18 protein-coding genes and 1 other annotated feature are annotated in these 19675 nt (G+C 34.6%); of the genes, 16 read left to right on the plus strand and 2 right to left on the minus strand.

The window, feature by feature from the left end:
• Nucleotides 1-41 precede the first annotated feature (41 nt).
• The 6 genes from BMY18_RS14315 to BMY18_RS14340 all read left to right on the plus strand — a co-directional run bounded on the left by BMY18_RS14315 (nt 42) and on the right by BMY18_RS14340 (nt 6652).
• Nucleotides 42-2129, plus strand: coding sequence for an aminopeptidase (locus tag BMY18_RS14315; protein ID WP_092455231.1), 2088 nt, complete (start codon nt 42-44; stop codon nt 2127-2129).
• Between the two features lie 212 nt (nt 2130-2341).
• Entirely contained in the window at nt 2342-2842 is a 501-nt protein-coding gene (purE, locus tag BMY18_RS14320) for a 5-(carboxyamino)imidazole ribonucleotide mutase (protein ID WP_092455233.1), read from the plus strand.
• 555 nt (nt 2843-3397) lie between these two features.
• Nucleotides 3398-4423, plus strand: a complete 1026-nt coding sequence (gene purM / locus BMY18_RS14325; protein ID WP_092455235.1) for a phosphoribosylformylglycinamidine cyclo-ligase — start codon at nt 3398-3400, stop codon at nt 4421-4423.
• Nucleotides 4417-5010 carry a phosphoribosylglycinamide formyltransferase gene (purN, locus tag BMY18_RS14330; RefSeq protein ID WP_092455237.1) on the plus strand — a complete coding sequence of 198 codons (594 nt, stop codon included), beginning with the start codon at nt 4417-4419 and terminating at the stop codon, nt 5008-5010. The genes purM and purN overlap by 7 nt, the downstream gene beginning before the upstream one ends.
• Nucleotides 5010-6284, plus strand: a complete 1275-nt coding sequence (gene purD / locus BMY18_RS14335) for a phosphoribosylamine--glycine ligase (protein WP_092455239.1) — start codon at nt 5010-5012, stop codon at nt 6282-6284. Before purN ends, purD begins: the two co-directional genes overlap by 1 nt.
• 41 nt (nt 6285-6325) lie before the next feature.
• Entirely contained in the window at nt 6326-6652 is a 327-nt protein-coding gene (locus BMY18_RS14340) for a putative quinol monooxygenase (RefSeq protein WP_092455241.1), read from the plus strand.
• A 247-nt stretch (nt 6653-6899) separates the two neighbouring features.
• Here the strand turns inward: BMY18_RS14340 and BMY18_RS14345 are convergent, their stop codons facing one another.
• On the minus strand, nt 6900-7223 hold the full coding sequence (locus BMY18_RS14345) for a cupin domain-containing protein (RefSeq protein WP_092455242.1): 324 nt from the start codon (nt 7221-7223) through the stop codon (nt 6900-6902).
• A gap of 183 nt (nt 7224-7406) precedes the next feature.
• Between BMY18_RS14345 and BMY18_RS14350 the strand changes: the two genes are divergently transcribed.
• Nucleotides 7407-7922, plus strand: a complete 516-nt coding sequence (locus tag BMY18_RS14350; protein ID WP_092455244.1) for a hypothetical protein — start codon at nt 7407-7409, stop codon at nt 7920-7922.
• Between the two features lie 201 nt (nt 7923-8123).
• Nucleotides 8124-8870 (plus strand): YdcF family protein, encoded by a 747-nt coding sequence (locus BMY18_RS14355; RefSeq protein WP_092455246.1) that lies wholly within the window; start codon nt 8124-8126, stop codon nt 8868-8870.
• A gap of 26 nt (nt 8871-8896) precedes the next feature.
• Here BMY18_RS14355 and BMY18_RS14360 read toward each other — a convergent pair whose 3' ends face one another.
• A complete protein-coding gene (locus BMY18_RS14360; protein WP_330385998.1) occupies nt 8897-9751 on the minus strand; it encodes a patatin-like phospholipase family protein in 855 nt (284 codons plus the stop codon).
• A 320-nt stretch (nt 9752-10071) separates the two neighbouring features.
• On the opposite strand from BMY18_RS14360, the gene BMY18_RS14365 reads away from it, so the two are divergent.
• The 8 genes from BMY18_RS14365 (at nt 10072) to BMY18_RS14395 (ending at nt 19671) form a co-directional block, all read left to right on the plus strand.
• Nucleotides 10072-10827: a DNA alkylation repair protein gene (locus BMY18_RS14365; protein WP_092455250.1), complete on the plus strand. Its 756-nt coding sequence runs from the start codon at nt 10072-10074 to the stop codon at nt 10825-10827.
• Nucleotides 10828-10999: 172 nt separating this feature from the next.
• A complete protein-coding gene (locus BMY18_RS14370; RefSeq protein ID WP_092455252.1) occupies nt 11000-13204 on the plus strand; it encodes a glycoside hydrolase family 36 protein in 2205 nt (734 codons plus the stop codon).
• A gap of 3 nt (nt 13205-13207) precedes the next feature.
• Complete coding sequence (locus BMY18_RS14375) at nt 13208-14581, plus strand: glycoside hydrolase family 28 protein (RefSeq protein ID WP_092455254.1); 1374 nt, start codon at nt 13208-13210, stop codon at nt 14579-14581.
• 85 nt (nt 14582-14666) lie between these two features.
• Nucleotides 14667-14896: a binding site (T-box leader), on the plus strand.
• A gap of 332 nt (nt 14897-15228) precedes the next feature.
• Nucleotides 15229-17211, plus strand: coding sequence for a threonine--tRNA ligase (gene thrS / locus BMY18_RS14380; protein ID WP_092455256.1), 1983 nt, complete (start codon nt 15229-15231; stop codon nt 17209-17211).
• A gap of 177 nt (nt 17212-17388) precedes the next feature.
• Entirely contained in the window at nt 17389-18525 is a 1137-nt protein-coding gene (locus tag BMY18_RS14385; protein WP_092455258.1) for a glycoside hydrolase family 88/105 protein, read from the plus strand.
• A 135-nt stretch (nt 18526-18660) separates the two neighbouring features.
• A complete protein-coding gene (locus BMY18_RS21120; RefSeq protein WP_170841418.1) occupies nt 18661-18798 on the plus strand; it encodes a hypothetical protein in 138 nt (45 codons plus the stop codon).
• Nucleotides 18791-19135, plus strand: coding sequence for a cupin domain-containing protein (locus BMY18_RS14390; protein WP_092455259.1), 345 nt, complete (start codon nt 18791-18793; stop codon nt 19133-19135). The genes BMY18_RS21120 and BMY18_RS14390 overlap by 8 nt, the downstream gene beginning before the upstream one ends.
• A gap of 38 nt (nt 19136-19173) precedes the next feature.
• A complete protein-coding gene (locus tag BMY18_RS14395) occupies nt 19174-19671 on the plus strand; it encodes a hypothetical protein (protein ID WP_092455261.1) in 498 nt (165 codons plus the stop codon).
• Nucleotides 19672-19675: the final 4 nt, after the last annotated feature.

The following is a 19675-nucleotide window of genomic DNA, read 5'->3' on the forward strand; positions in this document are numbered from 1 at the left end:
TCCAGATTTTAAGGTCCGCGGGGCGGACAGATTGGAGTTTTATGTATAATGATAATTTAGAGGAAAGATATGAGTTAGCAATTGATAGAATAAAAGAGATTGCTAACGATTGTGGTATAGAAAGTTCACAAAGTGGGAGATGCAAAATAGGCGTTGAGTTTATAACGTATTTTGCAAAAACTGCACAATTTATTTTGAGTATGGACAGTTTGTCACAGCAAGTAAATAGTGGTGAGCTAAATAATAAATCAATAGAAGAATTATCCCAAACCAATGCAGAACTTTTTAAAGATATAAGAGGTGATAATTATAATACAAGCTTTGCTAATCCTGCTTATGCCGTTTTGAAAATGGACGAGTTGTATGGCAGGCTTTTGTCATTTTTATATGTTGAAATAAGGTCGATGATAGTGTACGCATATGAAAAACGTTTGTTTGATATGACAATAATCGCAGAAGCGTTCATTGAAATATACTGCATATTTGAGGATGATACCAAACCGAAGTATAAGGAATTATATGAGGCGCTGTATTGGTTTGTAAGTGATTACAGCGATGTTACTGTAGAATACAGAATACGCGAAATGCTTGATACAAACATTTCATTTGCAATGGATATCATTATGGATTCTGATTTAAATGATTTGAGATATTTGTACAAGTATGGCGAGAATATTACCGATAACGAAATAAAAACAGCAGATTATCTTAATTCACTTCCACAGGAAGAAATTGAAGCTATGGCAAAAACATTTACTGAGGGATTTCGTATAGGATTTGTTCTTGGAAATAAAGATTTGTCAAAGAAGAAGATTGTTAATATTAGATATTGCGTTGGATTTGAGAGAATAGTTAGAGAAGAAATCAAGCTATTTGAAAAAATCGGACTGAAGTCGACCGTATATAGAGCTGCTGTAAATACAATTAATAAAAAAATGAATTTTAAAGTTGGATACTATTCAACTAGCCCTAATAAGCAAATGGAATATGATCATAGATTTGATAACACTTTATATATGGACAGTGCCTTTGTTGAACGAAAATTAGGTGCATTAAGACTTGCATATGAGAATTGCAAGGAGGCAGCGAATACATTTGCAGGTCCAGCGGTTATGGAAATATTTGGTGAGAATCCATTTGAACCAGAAAACAAGAAAGAATCGTATTCATTGGATGAAAGACAGCAGAAATTATGTGTAAAATATGATAGTGAAGCGAGTCACATCGTCAATGAATATATCAAGGGTGAGGAACGAAGCTATACAATAATTGCGTATCCGATTCCAGAGATTGGCGATAATTTTGAAGAAATATTTACTGAAATTGTAAAAATAAATACACTCGATTATGATAAATACAAAGTAATCCAACAGTCAATAATTGATGCACTTGACGGCTCAGGGCATGTTGAAATCAAAGGACAAAATAAAAATAAGACAGATATGAAAGTCAGCCTTATGAAAATTGAAAACCCTCAGAAGCAGACGGTATTTGAAAATTGTTTGGCTGATGTCAACATTCCACTTGGAGAAGTATTCACCTCTCCAGTTCTAAAAGGAACAAGCGGCATTTTAAATGTAAGTGAAGTATATTTACATGAATTGAAATATAAGAATCTCACAGTCAAGTTTGAGGACGGAATGGTTGTAGATTATAGCTGTGATAATTTTGATAGTGAAGAAAAAAATAAAACATTTATAAGAGAAAATCTTTTGTATAATCACGATACGCTTCCGATTGGCGAATTTGCGATTGGCACTAATACCTTGGCGTATGTAATGGCTAACAAATACGACATTGTATATAAGCTTCCAATTCTAATAGTAGAGAAAATGGGACCGCATTTTGCAGTTGGAGATACCTGTTATACATGGTCAGAAGATGTAGCAGTATTTAATCCAAATGGGAAAGAGATTATTTCAAGAGATAATGAAGTTTCAATCTTAAGAAAAACGGAACCAGAAAAGGCATATTATAATTGTCATACAGATATCACAATTCCATATGATGAGATTGGCGAGATTGTGGCAGTAAAGGCTGATGGAACTAGGATTACTCTAATTAAAGAAGGAAGATTTGTCCTTGAGGGTGCGATGGAATTGAACGAGCCATTTGATGAACAATTATAAAATTAATTATAGATGGCTATAGATTATCTATGAATGGTCATATTTTGGTTGACTACACATGCATAAACTAGTACAATTTAAAAAGTTATGGATTAATATTAAATATAAAGTTATGGATTAATATTAAATAAAGAGTTATGGAATAATCATAAGACGTTAAATAAAGTTAAAAACTTTTGAAAGAAATCAAACAACGAAGGAGAATGTAAAATATGGCAAAGGTTGGAATCGTTATGGGTAGTGACTCAGATATGCCTATTATGGCAAAAGCAGCTGATATTTTGGAAGAATTAGGGATTTCATACGAGATCACTATTATTTCAGCTCACAGAGAACCAGATGTATTTTTCGAATATGCAAATTCCGCAGAGGAAAAAGGATTTAAGGTTATTATTGCAGGAGCAGGAATGGCAGCTCATTTGCCAGGCATGTGTGCAGCAATATTTCCAATGCCAGTAATTGGTATTCCAATGCATACAACTTCACTTGGCGGGGTAGATTCATTATATTCTATCGTACAAATGCCATCAGGAATCCCAGTCGCAACCGTTGCAATTAATGGGGGAGCGAATGCAGGAATTCTCGCCGCTAAGATTTTGGCTACTTCAGATAAAGAACTTTTAGATAAATTGAAAGCTTATACCAAATCTTTGAAAGAAAGCGTTCAGAAGAAGGATGCAAGACTTCAAGAAGTAGGCTATAAGGAGTATTAATTAGGATTGGGTTTGAAACAAAGAGTTAGGTGGTGAGGTGAATATGAATTTATCATTATGCATTTGCCTTGCCTTTCCTTCAAGTAGCATATTTTTTTGCAAGCCTCAGAGATGATGAAAAGTCTCACTGCGTTCGATTTTCATCTGAGTCTTGGAAAAAATATTAGCGCTACTTTCAGCCGGTCTGCGGTAAATGCATAATGATAAATTCATATTCACCGGGCGCTTTTAAATCGTTTGAAATTCAAATTCAATTGTAATTAAGTTAGGCGTTGAAAAGCAACAAGCAACAAGCAACAAGCAACAAGCAACGAAACAACGAAACGAAACGAAACGAAACGAAACGAAACGAAACGAAACAAACAAACAAACAAACAAACAAACAAACAAACAAACAAACAAACAAACAAACAAACAAACAAACAAACAAACAAACAAACAAACAAACAAACAAACAAACAAACAAACAAATAAATAAATAAATAAATAAATAAATAAATTAAATAATAGAACAAACAATAAAGTAACTAATTTAGCACAAAGAAGGAGATTACTATGGATTATAAAAATGCTGGCGTTGATATTGAGGCTGGATACAAATCAGTTGAGTTAATGAAAGAACATGTTAAGAAAACAATGAGATCTGAGGTTTTAACAAATATTGGCGGATTTTCGGGTGCTTTTTCAATGGGTGCTTTTAAGGATATGGAAAAACCGACTTTGGTTTCAGGAACAGATGGAGTTGGTACGAAGTTGAAATTGGCTTTTATTATGGACAAGAATGATACCGTTGGAATTGACTGTGTAGCTATGTGCGTAAATGACATTGCATGTGCAGGTGGGGAACCCCTTTTCTTCCTTGATTATATTGCTTGTGGAAAGAATGAACCTGAAAAAATCGCAACAATCGTAAAAGGCGTAGCGGAAGGCTGTATTCAGTCTGGCTGTGCTTTGATTGGTGGTGAAACAGCAGAAATGCCAGGTTTCTATCCTGAAGATGAATATGATCTTGCTGGCTTTGCGGTTGGTGTTGTAGATGAAAAAGATCTTATAACAGGAAAAGAAATAGCAGATGGAGATATATTAATTGGTATTGCATCATCTGGTGTTCATAGTAATGGTTTTTCACTTGTCAGAAGTGTGTTTAAAATTAGTGAGGAATCACTTAATACATACTACGAAAGACTTGGGAAAACGCTAGGTGAAGCACTGATCACCCCTACTAAAATCTATGTTAAGACACTGAAAGAAATTAAAAATGCAGGCGTTCGTATTAAAGGCTGTAGTCATGTTACGGGTGGTGGGTTCTATGAAAATATTCCTAGAATGCTTCACGATGGCGTAAAAGCGGTTATCAAAAAAGATAGTTATGAAATCCCTGAAATCTTCAAAATGCTTGCAAAAGATGGTGATATTGCAGAAGATATGATGTATAACACATTTAATATGGGAGTCGGTATGGTTCTAGCTGTTGATCCAAAGGATGTAGAGACAGTGCTTGAAGCAGTTAAACTAGCTGGCGAAGAAGGCTTCGTATTAGGGTTTGTTGAAGCTGGCGAAAAGGGAGTTACACTATGCTAAAAATAGCCGTATTAGCATCTGGAGGTGGAACAAACCTTCAAGCTATCATTGACGGAATTAATAATAATACAATTATAAATACAGAAATATCAGTAGTTATTAGCAATAATTCAGGTGCTTATGCGCTTACAAGAGCCAAAGAAAACAGAATTGATGCAAGATGTGTATCACCTAAAGAATTTCTATCAAGAGAAGCATTTAATCAGGCGCTACTTGAAACAATTAATCTATATAACGTAGACTTAATTGTTTTAGCTGGATTTTTGGTTAAGATTCCAGAAGCTATGGTTCATCAGTATTCGCATAGAATTATTAATATTCATCCATCGCTTATTCCAGCTTTTTGTGGAGTAGGATTTTATGGACTTAGGGTTCATGAAGCAGTACTAGAAAAGGGTGTTAAGGTTACGGGTGCTACGGTTCATTTTGTGGATGAAGGAATGGATACTGGCGAAATCATCTTACAGCAGCCAGTTATGATAGAAGATGGTGATACTGCGCAAATACTTCAAAAGCGTGTTATGGAGCAGGCAGAATGGGTGATTCTCCCCAAAGCCATAAATATGATTGCAAAGGAGAACAACTAATGAAGGTATTAATCGTTGGTGGTGGCGGACGTGAGCATGCAATTGCTTGGAAAGTTGCTCAGAGTAAAAGAGTAGATAAAATCTATTGTGCACCAGGTAATGCAGGCATTGCAGAATATGCAGAATGTGTAAATATTGGAGCAATGGAATTTGATAAATTACTGGCATTTGCAAAAGATAATTCAATTGATTTAACGATAATTGGTATGGATGATCCACTTGTTGGTGGTATTGTTGATGTATTTGAGGCCGAAGGATTAAGAGTATTTGGACCTAGAAGAAATGCGGCAATCCTTGAGGGATCAAAGGCATTTTCAAAGGATCTCATGAAAAAATATAATATTCCATCAGCAGGTTATGAGACATTTACATCTGCAGAGGAAGCAATGAAATTCCTTGAAACTTCAAAATATCCAACAGTTCTAAAGGCGGATGGACTTGCGCTTGGAAAAGGCGTTCTTATCTGCAATACAAAGCAAGAGGCAATGGACGGCGTTAAATCCATCATGCTTGATAAACAGTTTGGTTCGGCTGGAAATACACTTGTTGTTGAAGAGTTTATGACGGGCCGTGAAGTTTCAGTGCTTTCATTTGTTGATGGCGACACAATCAAAATCATGACTTCAGCACAGGATCACAAACGTGCAAAAGATGGAGATCAGGGACTTAACACTGGCGGAATGGGAACATTTTCACCAAGTCCATTTTATACGGAAGAAGTGGATGCGTTCTGCAACAAATACGTATATCAGGCATCAGTGGATGCGATGAAATCAGAAGGTAGAACATTTAAAGGGATTATTTTCTTTGGACTTATGCTTACATCGGAAGGCCCTAAAGTGCTTGAATATAATGCGAGATTTGGTGACCCTGAAACACAGGTAGTTCTTCCTAGAATGATAAATGACATCGTTGATGTATTTGAAGCTTGTATTGATGGAAAGCTAGCTGACATCGAACTTGAATTTGAAGATAATGCAGCTGTTTGCGTAGTGCTAGCATCAGATGGTTATCCAGAACACTATGAAAAAGGCTTTGAAATTACAGGCTTTGAAAACTTTAAGAACAAAGAAGGCTATTATGTATTCCATGCTGGCTCTAAGTTTGATGAAGAAGGCAAAATTGTAACAAATGGTGGCCGTGTACTTGGTGTAACAGCAAAAGGAGCTAACCTGAAAGAAGCACGTGCAAATGCTTATGAAGCTACGAAGTTAATCCATTTTGACAATAAATATATGCGTAATGACATTGGGAAAGCGATTGATGAAGCATAGGGGCAGAAAACCCTCATTAAATATACGAGTGGAGGAAGATTATGATTGATTCAGAATCTGGTAATGGGAAAGAGATGTTCCTTATAAATGTGACATATACCGTTAAGGATGGTAAAAGAGACGAATTCTATAATCAGCTTTGTGATAAGGAAATCATCAAAAAGTCTAGAAATGAAGAAGGAAATCTAAAATATGATTACTATTTTCCAGTAGATAATGCTAACGACATTTTACTCCTTGAGAGTTGGACCGATGCCACATCACAACAAATCCACTCTCAAACTCCTCATTTCCAAGAACTTCAAGAATTAAAGAAAAAATACATCCTCAATGTAAAATTCGAAAAATTCATAGGCACGCCACTATAATCCTACCGTCGCAGCAATAACGCAGACGATTCTCCCTTGAAATAAATTTTCGCAACTTGTACAGCCAGAAAACCCCAATATATTTCCTCAACTGTCCGCATTTGCCGTTACAGCCATACGATATTGTCTTCAAGCGGTTGACACCACGCTTTTTGGTGTCGAACCGAATGAAGACAATATCCTATGGCTGTAGAGGCAATAGCGAACAAGAGGAAATATATTGGGGTTTTCGTCCGTCAACCAAAATCTATTTCAAAAAATCGTCCCGCTTGGGATTGAATACATCAACAAGGATTGAATCCTCTAAGGCAAGTACGCCATGTACGGAATTGGATGGCATATAGGTACTGTCACCTTGGGTTACTATTTTAGTTTGTCCATCTATTGTAAATTGAAAACTTCCTTCTGCAACATATGATATTTGCAAATGCTCGTGAGAATGGAAATTTCCTTTCGCACCTTTTTTAAATGAGACTTCAACCATCATAAGTTCGTCGGAATAAGATAGTATCTTTCTAGTAACACCTGGTTCACAGTCAGTAGCAGTAACGTCTTGATTATAAGTAAACATATTTAAACCTCCTAATTGGTTAATTGTTTCAATATACAATATATAGCATAATTTGAATAAAATCAAATTAACTTTTCTTTATCAAAACACGTTGTTGACATAAATGAATACCTAAAATATAATATTATTAGAATACATAAGTGGCAAGTGAGCGTAGTGATTTTAAAGGAAGGGGATTCCTATATGATTAATAGCATTGGTGATTCAGCAAATTATAATCATGGAGCGTATCATTTTAGTGGTACAAGTGCAAATAGTACAAGTGCAAATAATGCAAATGCGCCAGCTTCAGTAGAAGGTGCACAGTCAAGTCAGTCTGAATTAATGGCATTGAAACGTACTGGGGCTGTAGAGTGTGCAACCTGTGCAAGCAGGACATATCAGGATGGCTCTGATGAGAATGTTTCATATAAGTCTGCATCACACATTGATCCATCTTCATCTGGCGCGAAGGTAATGGCGCATGAGCAGGAGCATGTATCTAATGCATATACTAAGGCAGCAAAGGGTGGTGGACAAGTAGTTTCTGCATCAGTCACACTGAAATCTGCAACTTGTCCAGAGTGTGGGCGTAGTTATGTATCAGGTGGTGTTACGAATACAACAATAAAGTATAGTGAGGATAATCCGTATGGAAGTAATCAAAAATCAGCACACTATGCTGCTATTGCAGGAATGAATGTAGATGTAGGAATTTAAAGAAAGCTGTAAAAAAGTCATAAGAAATGTTATAGAATTAAGTGATAGAAATAAGTAGAAAAAAATGTGATAGAAATAAGTAGTAGAAAATGTGACACAAATAAGTAGTAAAAAATGTAATAGAAATAAGTAGTAGAAAATGTAATATAAATAAGTAGTGGAAAATGTAATATAAATAAGTAATAGAAATGGAATTGTAAAATGTATTTTATCTGGTTAGTAATATCGATTTTATGTTTGATATATTATATTGTGTGTGTAAACTATGCTGGATTTGGTGCAGCATTTGTTTTTATGTGGTTAGTTGCTGCAATCACATTTATGGGGATATTTATTGTTTTTAGAATGATAAAAATAAATGATATTGTTGTACCCTTGTGGATCAACATAATGTTTACTGGAATAGTTGCTACTGGTGTTGTTTTATTTATAGTATTAGAAGGCTTGATAATAAGTAAGATGACTGCGGTACCTAAGGTAAAATGCGATTATATCATTGTCCTTGGGGCGCAGATAAAAGGTACTAAAGTAACTAATTCACTTAGAGAGCGCCTAGATACAGCTTATGATTATATTATCTTGAATCCCGAAACTAAAATCATCGTATCAGGTGGTCAAGGAGAAGGAGAAGATATTACGGAGGCAAGCGCCATGAAGGAATATCTTGCAGCAAGAGGAATTGAAAGTAGTAAGATTATGATGGAAAATCGTTCTTATAATACAAATGAAAATATGAAGTACAGTGTAGCATTTATTGATGATAAGAATGCAAGCGTTGGAATCGTATCTAGTAACTTTCATATTTATCGGTCAATTAAACTTGCAAAAGCACAAGGGCTTACAAATGTAAGCGGCATTGCTAGCCCATGTGATAGTATATTATTTTTAAACTATATAGTGCGTGAAAGTATAGGAATCACAAAAGATGCAGTTATGAGGAATTATTAATCCCGTAACTGCATCTTTTGTATTTCCTATTGGTTAAAAAAGTTTTTTACCTCATTAGAAATATCGATTCCTTTTTTGATTCCATCATCATAAAGTGCCTGTATTTTCTCAAAGTCCTTTTCTAGTCGGCCAAATCCATCAGTTATAGTTGGGCGAATTACAATTACTTTTCCCTCATTCTCTAATTCTAGCAGCCGGTCAAGGCTAGCATTATAACGTTTTGCTCTAAGCAAAAGATCCTTCACTAGCTCTGGATACTTTCTGTACAAATATGTAATCCTTTTGGTAGAACGACTGGTAATCTTTTTGTAACCAGGTTGTCTGGTAAGAACAACAACGACTTTGTCACATCCATCTTCAAATGCTTTTTCATATGGAATGGAGTCGCTTAGTCCACCATCAAGATATGGAATATCATTAATGTAGATAAATGGAAATAGCAAAGGTAATGCACATGTCGCTTGCAATAATTTAAATTTATTATCATTAACGTCAAGTGGTAAATATTCTGGATTGCCAGTTAATACATTGGTTACTACAACTTTAAACTCTCCTTTAAATCGTGAGTATTCTTCATAGTCAAAAGGAACAAGTTCATTCGGTACTGAATTATATGCAAAGTCTAAACCATAATAACTTCGGTTCTTAGGATTAATTAGATTTCGAAAGCCCATATACCTTTTGTCATGGGAATATTTCATAATAATGCTAAGGTCACGACCTCTTTGTTTGGCGGCATATGAAGTACCGTATGCGGCACCTGCCGAAACACCTATAATATAATCTGACATTATATTTTCATCTAAAAAAGAATCCATAACACCACATGAAAATACAGTACGGAATGCTCCACCCTCAAAAACGATTCCTGTTTTCATCATAACACCTCTTCTAAAATATTTTTAAAAAGTTCATAATTAAATGAAATTATAACATAAAAGAGAAGATTTTGAAATAAGCCATGTTAATCTTAATTAAGACTACAGAATATACAATTATTTTGATATAATTAAATTAATATTTTGAATAACTAAAACTGAGAACTAAAACTGAGAACTAAAACTGAGAACTAAAACTGAGAACTAAAACTGAGAACTAAAACTGTGAATTAAAACTGTGAATTAAAACTGTGAATTAAAAATAGAATTAAGGTTTGGAATAAGAATCTAAATTAACAATAAGAAAAGCGAAGGTGTTTCCAATGAGAGAATCAATTAGAGAAGAACTATGTTTATTTACCGAAAAGGATTATAAAAAATTTACATCTACTTTATTACCAGGAATAGAGAATGTTCTTGGAGTAAGACTGCCTATTTTACGTGAGATGGCAAAAAAAATAGTAAGAGATGATTGGCGCAACGAACTTGCAGAGTCACAGGATATATATTTCGAAGAAATAATGTTACGTGGTTTGATTATTGGATATTCAAATACGGACATTAATGAAACCCTTGAGTATGTTACCGGATTTGTACCAAAGATAAATAATTGGTCGGTATGTGACAGCTTTTGTGTGAGTCTTAAAATAATACAAAAAAATAGAGCAAGAGTGTGGGAATATTTGCAAAAGTACTTGAATTCTGATGAGGAATTTGATGTGAGGTTTGGACTTATCTGCCTTCTTGATCATTATATAAAGAGCGATGAAAGTGGAAAGGTAATTCCAAGACGACGCAGTGTAACCTTGGCTGATGTTAAGAATAACGCAGAACAAAATGGTGAATATATCGAAAGAGTATTAGCTATTTTAAATCGCGAGTTTCTTCAGGGATACTATACACAGATGGCAGCAGCTTGGACAATGGCTGAGGCATTTTGTACATTTCCATATAAGACGATGCAGATATTAGAGCATTGCAAGATGGATGATTTTACATATAAGAAAACAATACAAAAAATTTGTGAATCTAGAATTCCATCGGATGAAGTCAAGAAAATGCTTAAAAGTACAAAATAACTGTACATTTATATATTACAGAATATCATTACCTAAAATATTATTCCCCAAAATATATGTATTATAGATAGAAATAAATAGATTTACCGTAGAAGTTACATGCTTTGTGTTGTATTTTTAATAGGAAACTGAATTGAAAGTTAGATCTTGTAGAATTGGGGTGGAGACATAAATGAGAATTCAACATAAAAACTGTATTTTAAAGTTTAATCATAAAATTGTTTATGGGTTAAATGACGTAGTAGTTTCAAAAAATATGGAATTTGACGAGAATAATATTTGGTGTGACAGCAATTTAAAGGTAACACGAGAAGTTAAGATCTATGAACAGTCACCAGCAGTAACAGATATAAGATTCCATATTGAAAATATAGGAAATGAAAGCGTGTTTTTGAAAGAATGTATCTTTGTGGATATGCCGGAGAGTGATATGCTCCAACTGGGTAATGATAATTATCTGAACTTCGAATTTTATCGTCAGGGTAGACATAAAAATGATCTTCCTGGAGTATGTTCCATTGGGAAAATGGATGAACGTTTTGAGGATGCTTGTGGAGGTATGTTAGAATCAGGAACCGGAGTGAATAGTCAAGATTTCGGACATAAACTTGTCAGCGACCAGATGACGATTATCCGTTCTTTGGATGATGAAAATGTTCTATTTGGATTCTTAACAGGATGTGATCAGTTTTTTGATACAACATTAGAACTTACAGATGACGGTAAATGGGAAAAATTATCGTGTAGGACAACATTTAATATAAATTTATTTCCAGAAAAAAAGATAACTTCAGAAACATTAAGAATAGACCTTTCAAATGATATATTTAGTAAGATCGAAAGTTTTTCAATGTGCAAAGCAGAAAAGTATCATGCTAGAAAGTCCCCAAAAGCGCCTGCGATCTATTGCACTTGGTATTATTATGGATTGACGGTTACCTATGAAGATGTTGTTGAAAATATAAAAGAGATGCAAATGAAACAACTTCCATTTGATGTATTTCAGATTGATGAAGGCTGGGAAATAACACTTGGTGAATGGGAACCGAATGAAAAATTTCCAAAGCCTATGAAAACGATTGCAGATGAAATAAAAGAAGCTGGTTATATTCCTGGTATATGGACAAGCCCATTTGTTGCAAAGGAATCTTGTACTGTATGGAAAAATCACCCGGAATGGATTTTAAGAGAAAAAAACGGAAATCCTTGTATTTTTCCAATGAACGATACAACGTATTATGTATTTGATATAACGAATCCTTCGACTTACAATTACTTCTATGAAATGTATCATCGGTTGAGATATGAGTGGGGATATGTATATCATAAACTGGATTTTACCAGGGCCGCAGTAATATATCCGGACGCGCACTTCTTTGATAATACGATCACCCTCGTCAGCGCATATTATAAGGCTGTTTGTGCAATAAGGGAAGGAATGGGTCAAGATGCATATCTTTTGATGTGTGGAGGCTTATATGACCCATTAATAGGTATCGTAGATGCACAGAGAGTTGGTGCAGATGTTTTATCTATGTGGAGCACGAATATTGATAATGGTGGCAAGACTGCACCTTATACAATCAAACAAAACCTACTTCGATATTATATGAATGCATGGTGGGATAATGATCCAGATGCGCTTATGGTTCGTAAGAATGAGGTGATGGAGAGAGGATTAAGGCTCACATATGGTTTGCTCAATGACGAAGAGGTTAAAACGTCAACATTAAATCAATTCTTTGGGGGTGGGCTTGTGTGCTCAACAGAACCATTGAAAACAATTGATAATGAACGTTTGTATCAGATAAAACATATTATTCCAACAATTCCTATGAAGGTCACGCCAAGAGATACATTTTGTAATAACAGGTATCCATCTAGAGTTGATATTGCTTTTGACGAATTAGGAAGTCACTCGGTTGGAATTATTAACTGGGATGATAACCAAACAATTCCTGCTGAAATAACCATAGATGAGAAATTGCTTGGAGATTTTGCAAAAAATGAAGAATATATTGTTTGTGAATTCTATTCAGGGAAGTATTGTTCTAATGTTAAATATGGAGAAACGATAAGACTTGGGTCAATAGCACCACATGGTTGTGCAGTATTTAAGATTGAGCGATTCAATGTAGTAAAGCCATATATTGTTGCTAGTGATGCCCATTTTTCTATGGGCGCTGAAATTGATACATTAGAAATACAAAAAAATAGTCTTGTATTTAAAATTAATTATTTATTTAATGACTTATCAACTTATAAGGTTCTTTTGCCAAGTGGTTATTATTTTGAGGATGGAAGTCAAGTTATTAGCATTTCTGTTAATCAAAAAGGAACTTTTTCGAAGATAGTGCCATTAATACGAAAGGAGTAAAAAATGCTTGAAATTAGTGTAGAATTGCCAGAATTTCCAAAGGTTCAATATTCAATCGTAGATTTTGGCGCCATAGGTGATGGAAATCATTCTAATACATCAGAAATTAATACAGCGATTCGAAAATTAGCGGAAATAGGAGGAGGCACTTTAAATGTGCCAAGAGGTATATGGCTAACAGGGCCGATTGAATTGAAAACAAATGTGAATCTTCACCTAGAAGATGGATCATTTCTATTATTTTCGAAAAATAAGGAAGAATATCCATTGATTTTCACTAATTATGAGGGGATTCCTAGCATCCGTACCGCGTCACCGATATACGCAAATCATGCTGATAATATCGCAATTACAGGGACAGGTGTGATTGATGGTAGTGGACAATTATGGAGACCAGTTAAAGAATTTAAGACTACTAAAAGGCAATGGAATGAACTTTTGACGAAATCGCCTTACGTTTTAGATAGTAATGAGGGTGGAATCTGGGTACCCACAGAAAGCATCTATGAAGGGCATGAGAAAGGCTTTGTAGACTTTGATGATCCAGATGCGCTCGAAAAAGCTGAACCTTATTATGATTTATATCGCCCGGTTTTACTCAGCTTGCAGTACTGCAATAAAGTCTTAATTGATGGAGTTACGATACAAAATTCACCTGCTTGGAATATCCATCCTCTTTTTTGCGAGAATTTCACTATGCAGTATACGACAATTCGCAATCCTAACTATGCTCAAAATGGAGATGGAATCGATGTGGATTCTTGTAGAAATGTGCATATACACCATTGTGAGTTTGAAACAGGAGATGATGCAATATGTATTAAGTCAGGAAAAAATGCTGTCGCACGTAAACTAGTCGGCCCGACCGAAAATGTACATATTCATGATTGTTATGTAGGATGGGGTCATGGTGGATTTGTTATTGGAAGTGAGATGTCAAGAGGAGTACGAAACATCCTCGTTGAGAATTGTACATTTGTCGGAACAGATGTGGGAATTCGATTAAAGAGTGCGATTGGCAGAGGTGGTATTGTAGAAAACATAGATATTCGCAATATTAATATGGTCGATGTAAAAGGCGAAGCCATTATATTAACAATGGATTATGTACATAATATTATGAATTTTCATGAAACAATAGAAGAAAGTACTGATCCAGAAGATATACCAATGTTTTCAGATATTTTAATTGATGGAATCATATGTCATGGCGCAGCTATCGCATTAAAAGTAAGTGGCCTGAATATGGACAAGACAACAATTAAAAATGTGACAATCAAAAATTCATCATTCGTTGCTGAAAAAGATGTTGAAGTAAGTAATGCAGAAAATGTAATGTTTGAAAATGTGATTATCAATTCTAAAACTTGGGAGTGATTGAATAATACAATAAATTTTAAATCAGCAAGAAAAACAGTTACCCTTGACAAAGTTTCGCATAATGATATAATAACTTTTATAAAGAAAAACGTTGATGAGACGAGTAACATATCAAAAGATTCAGAGAGAGATACAATTGCTGAAAGTATCTTGTTGGATGATGTGTGAAGACTACCTCGGAGTGCCTCTAATCCAGGCCGGTGATGCCGTTATAATCCTAATTGAGAGGTTTGATTAATATTAATTTGAGTATTGCATTAATAATTAATCAGGCAAGCAGGGTGGAACCGCGATGACATATTCGTCCCTTGCTACATGGAGTTATTTCCATGTAGCAAGGGACTTTCTTTCGTGTCAGCAATGAGCCAAGCAGCTGAGAGTAAGCACATCAATATTGTGCTTGCACAAATATTGATGCGCCTACTCTCAGCTAGTGGGCGAACGCCCACGACCGACAAAGCTTCGCTTTGGAGGTGCCTGGCTCCGTTACGGAGGTACTTAATTCTGCGTTTGAGGCACTTTAGCTCTGCTTTTGAAGCACATAGCTCTGTTTTAAGGCACTAAGAGTCCAGCAGAACCCCACTTCACCTAAATAAGCAATTTGCAAATTAAATAAAATAGAATAGAAAAGGAGAAATGTTAACATGAAAATAACATTAAAAGATGGATCAGTAAAAGAGTATGAAAAAGCAATGTCAGTAATTGAAATTGCAGCAGATATCAGTGAAGGCCTAGCAAGAATGGCTTGTGCTGGAGAGGTTAACGGTAAAACCGTTGATCTAAGAACTATAGTTGATGCAGATTGTGAACTTAGCATTTTGACATTTAACGATGCTGCTGGTAAATCAGCATATAGACATACAACATCACATGTACTTGCAGAGGCAGTTAAGAGATTGTATCCGACTGCAAAACTTGCAATTGGACCATCAATTGATACAGGTTTTTACTATGACTTTGAATGTCCTTCATTATCAAGGGAAGATCTTGATAAAATCGAAATAGAGATGAAGAAGATAATCAAGGAAGGTGCTGAAATAACAAGATATACACTTCCAAGAAAAGAAGCTATTGAACTTATGGAAAAACTAGACGAACCATATAAAGTTGAACTGATTAAAGATTTGCCAGAAGATGCTGCACTATCTTTTTATAATCAAGGAGCTTTCACAGACCTGTGTGCAGGCCCTCATCTTATGAGTACTAAGGGAATCAAAGCATTTAAGCTTATTTCTTCTTCAGGTGCGTATTGGAGAGGATCAGAGAAGAATAAGATGCTTACTAGAGTCTATGGAACAGCATTTACGAAGAAAGCGGATCTTGATGAATATCTTGAATATCTTGAGAACATTAAACTTCGTGACCATAACAAATTAGGTCGCGAGATGGAATTATTTACAACGGTTGATGTAATTGGTCAAGGACTTCCCCTTATGCTTCCAAAGGGGGCAAAGATGATTCAGACACTTCAAAGATGGATTGAAGATGAAGAAGAGCGCAGAGGATACATGAGAACGAAGACTCCATTTATGGCAAAGAAAGACTTATATGTAATATCAGATCACTGGAACCATTACAAAGAAGGAATGTTTATACTTGGAGATGAAGAAAAAGAAGGCTCTGAAGTATTCGCACTTCGTCCAATGACATGTCCATTCCAGTATTACGTTTACAAAGCGAAACAAAAAAGTTATCGAGATCTTCCATGTAGATATGGTGAAACATCTACTTTATTTAGAAATGAAGATTCAGGTGAAATGCATGGACTTACTCGTATCAGACAGTTTACAATTACAGAAGGACATTTAATCGTAAGAAAAGATCAGATTGAAGAAGAGTTCATGGGTTGCGTTGACCTTGCAAAATATTGCTTGCAAACATTAGGACTTGAAAATGATGTAACTTACCGTATGTCAAAATGGGATCCTAATAATCAAGAAAAATATCTAGGCACTGAAGATACTTGGAATGAAGTTCAGGATATGATGCGTAATATTTTAAATGATATTGGTATTAAATTCACAGAAGAAGAAGGCGAAGCAGCATTCTACGGACCAAAACTTGATATACAAGCAAAGAATGTTTATGGAAAAGAAGATACAATGATTACAATTCAACTGGATATGTTTCTTGCAGAGCGCTTTGATATGTACTATGTGGATCAAAATGGAGCAAAGGTACGTCCTTATATTATTCACAGAACATCACTAGGCTGTTATGAAAGAACACTTGCTTGGCTCATTGAAAAATACGCTGGACTTTTTCCAACTTGGTTGTGTCCAGAACAAGTAAGAATCCTTCCTATTTCTGATAAATACAAAGATTATGCAGAGAAAGTTCTTGCTGAATTGAAGGCAAATGGAATCTTAGCTACAACAGATTACAGAGCTGAAAAGATTGGGTATAAAATTCGTGAAGCATGGCTCGATAAAGTTCCTTATATGCTTGTTGTTGGTGAAAAGGAAGAATCTGAAGGCAAAGTATCTGTAAGAAGCAGATTCGTTGGCGATGAAGGTCAGAAAGATCTTTCAACATTTATCGGTGAGATTTGCAAGGAAATAATAACGAAAGAAATTCGAGTAATTGAAGCACAAGAGCAAAATACACAGGATATAAAAAAGAAATAATACAGAAAAAAAATACTATTATTGCAATCATACAGAAGAATTATTATTGTTTTTATAAAATACTTATTTCTGTCGAAAAATGCCATCTTTTGCTGATAAAATCGTAAGATTATATTGCAAAGATGGCATTTTTATTGTAAACTGAACTCATACTTACCACAATTAAGGAGATTTAAAATGGACATTATCGTAAAATATATTGATGAGTTATTGGAAAAGAGTACACCAGAAGTGCCGATGTGGAATGTTGAAAAGCTGAAGGCTGGTCTTAAGTCAACTTGGAATTACATTGATGGGTGTATGATTAAAGCCGTTCTTGAAATGTATGCTATTTCAAAGGATGAGAAGTATTTGAAATTTGCAGATGAGTTTATTGATTATCGTGTAAATGAAGATGGAACAATTAATGGTTATGACATTAATGAGAAGAATATCGATAATATTAATGCAGGTAAAACTTTATTTGAGTTATATGATATTACAGGAAAAGAAAAATATAGAAAAGCGATCGATTTAATCTATAGTCAGATTGCAATTATGCCAAGAACAGAGTCAGGTAACTTCTGGCACAAAGACATTTATCCATACCAAGTATGGCTTGATGGAATGTATATGGGACAACCTTTCTATATGGAATATGAAACACGTTTTAACAATAAAAAGAATTATGATGATATTTTTAATCAATTTAGATTTGTAATTGATAATATGAGAAATCCTTTGAATGGTCTATATTTCCACGCAATGGATACTTCTAAGAAGATGTTTTGGTGTGATAAAGTAACTGGTCTTTCACAAAATATCTGGTTAAGAGCAATTGGATGGTATTCGATGGCACTTCTCGATACAATTGATAAAGTTGATAAGGAAGATCCTTCACATGATTCAGATTGTAAGCTACTTGAAGATGCATACGTTGATTTAATGAATTCTATGATTAAGTATCAGGATGAAAGCGGTATGTGGTATCAGGTGGTTAATTATGGCGGAATGGATAAGAATTATCTTGAAACAAGTGGAAGCTCCATTATGGCATATTCAATTCTCAAAGGTGTTAGATTAGGATTCTTACCAGAAAGTTATAAGACCTATGGTGAAAAAGCAATTCAAGGTATTTGTGATAAGTATTTAAAGACGAATAAAGGTGAGATGTCACTCGGCGGAATATGCCTTGTTGCTGGTCTAGGCGGAAACGGTAACAGATCTGGTACATATGATTATTATATGTCCGAGCCAATTGTCGCAGATGATGCAAAGGGTGTTGGCCCATTTTTACTTGCTTATACAGAATTATTAAGATACCAAAATAAATAAAAGAATTGCACAGTATTGTACGGATTTGGCACTAAGCCATAAGCCGTATAATATTGTGCGATTTTAATTTCAAATCAAATAATAAACGAATAGACGCAAACTAGAAATAAGCAGAGAAAAGATGTACGAAAAAAGATGTACGAAAAAGATGTGCCAAAAAAGATATGTGAAAAAGATGTACGAAAAAGATGTGCCAAAAAAGATATGCCAAAAAAGATGTGCCAAAAAAGATATGTGAAAAAAGATGTGCAGAAAAGAGAAAATTATGAATGAACCATATGTAACATTAGAAGAAGTTAAAAAAAATCAGGGTGAGAATGCTAGAGGATATAAATTGTTAACGGAAGCGAATGGCTGTGTTGCTGGTTGCTGTTCTGGAATTTCGATTTATAATTCAACGGAATTCAACTATAATGCAGGCGCTCATGAGGACCAAGAAGGCTTTTTTGTACTTGAAGGTGAAGGATTTGCCAAGTTAGATGATTTAGTATTTCCAATAACACAAGGAGACTCGTTTATAGCGGCAGCAGGAGTAAAACATACAATTAAAACAAGTGATGAATATAAGCCTGTTAAAGTGTTTTGGTTTCATAGTTCGTTAAATATATAGGTAGTTCAATATGGGAGAAATTATATCTTGGAGGGACTATGCAAGATTTTGAAATATCTAGTGAAGATGAATTGAACGAGAAGAAAAAATGGTTATTTAAAGAGAGTATTAGAATTGAGACAGAAAAGACAAACATTGAAGACGAGAGAAAAGTTATGGAAATTCAAAAAGGTCTTCTTCATAGGCAACAAAGTAAGAATATGCTACTGAAAAAGCAACTTGAAAATCAGAAAAATCTTTTCGATAAGCAATGGCAACTTCTTGAAATAGAGACGAGAAAACTTGTAAGTGATCAGCAGAAGTTTGAACATGATAAACTTAAATACAAAGATAATGTATTTAGAGAAGCAAGAAAAAACATGTCGACTTCAGTAACTCCTAAAATGTTTTTTAAAGGGGTTGAAGATACGAAGTCGCTCAAAAAGCGATATAAGGAATTGTTAAAGATATATCATCCAGATAATATGCATGGTGACAATTCATTGATTCAAACAATTAATCTTGAATATGAAAATCTACTTAAATTCTATATGTGAAAAT

Origin of the sequence: [Clostridium] fimetarium (assembly GCF_900111235.1) — a bacterium.
In the GTDB taxonomy this organism is placed as follows: Bacteria; Bacillota; Clostridia; order Lachnospirales; family Lachnospiraceae; genus Clostridium_N; species Clostridium_N fimetarium.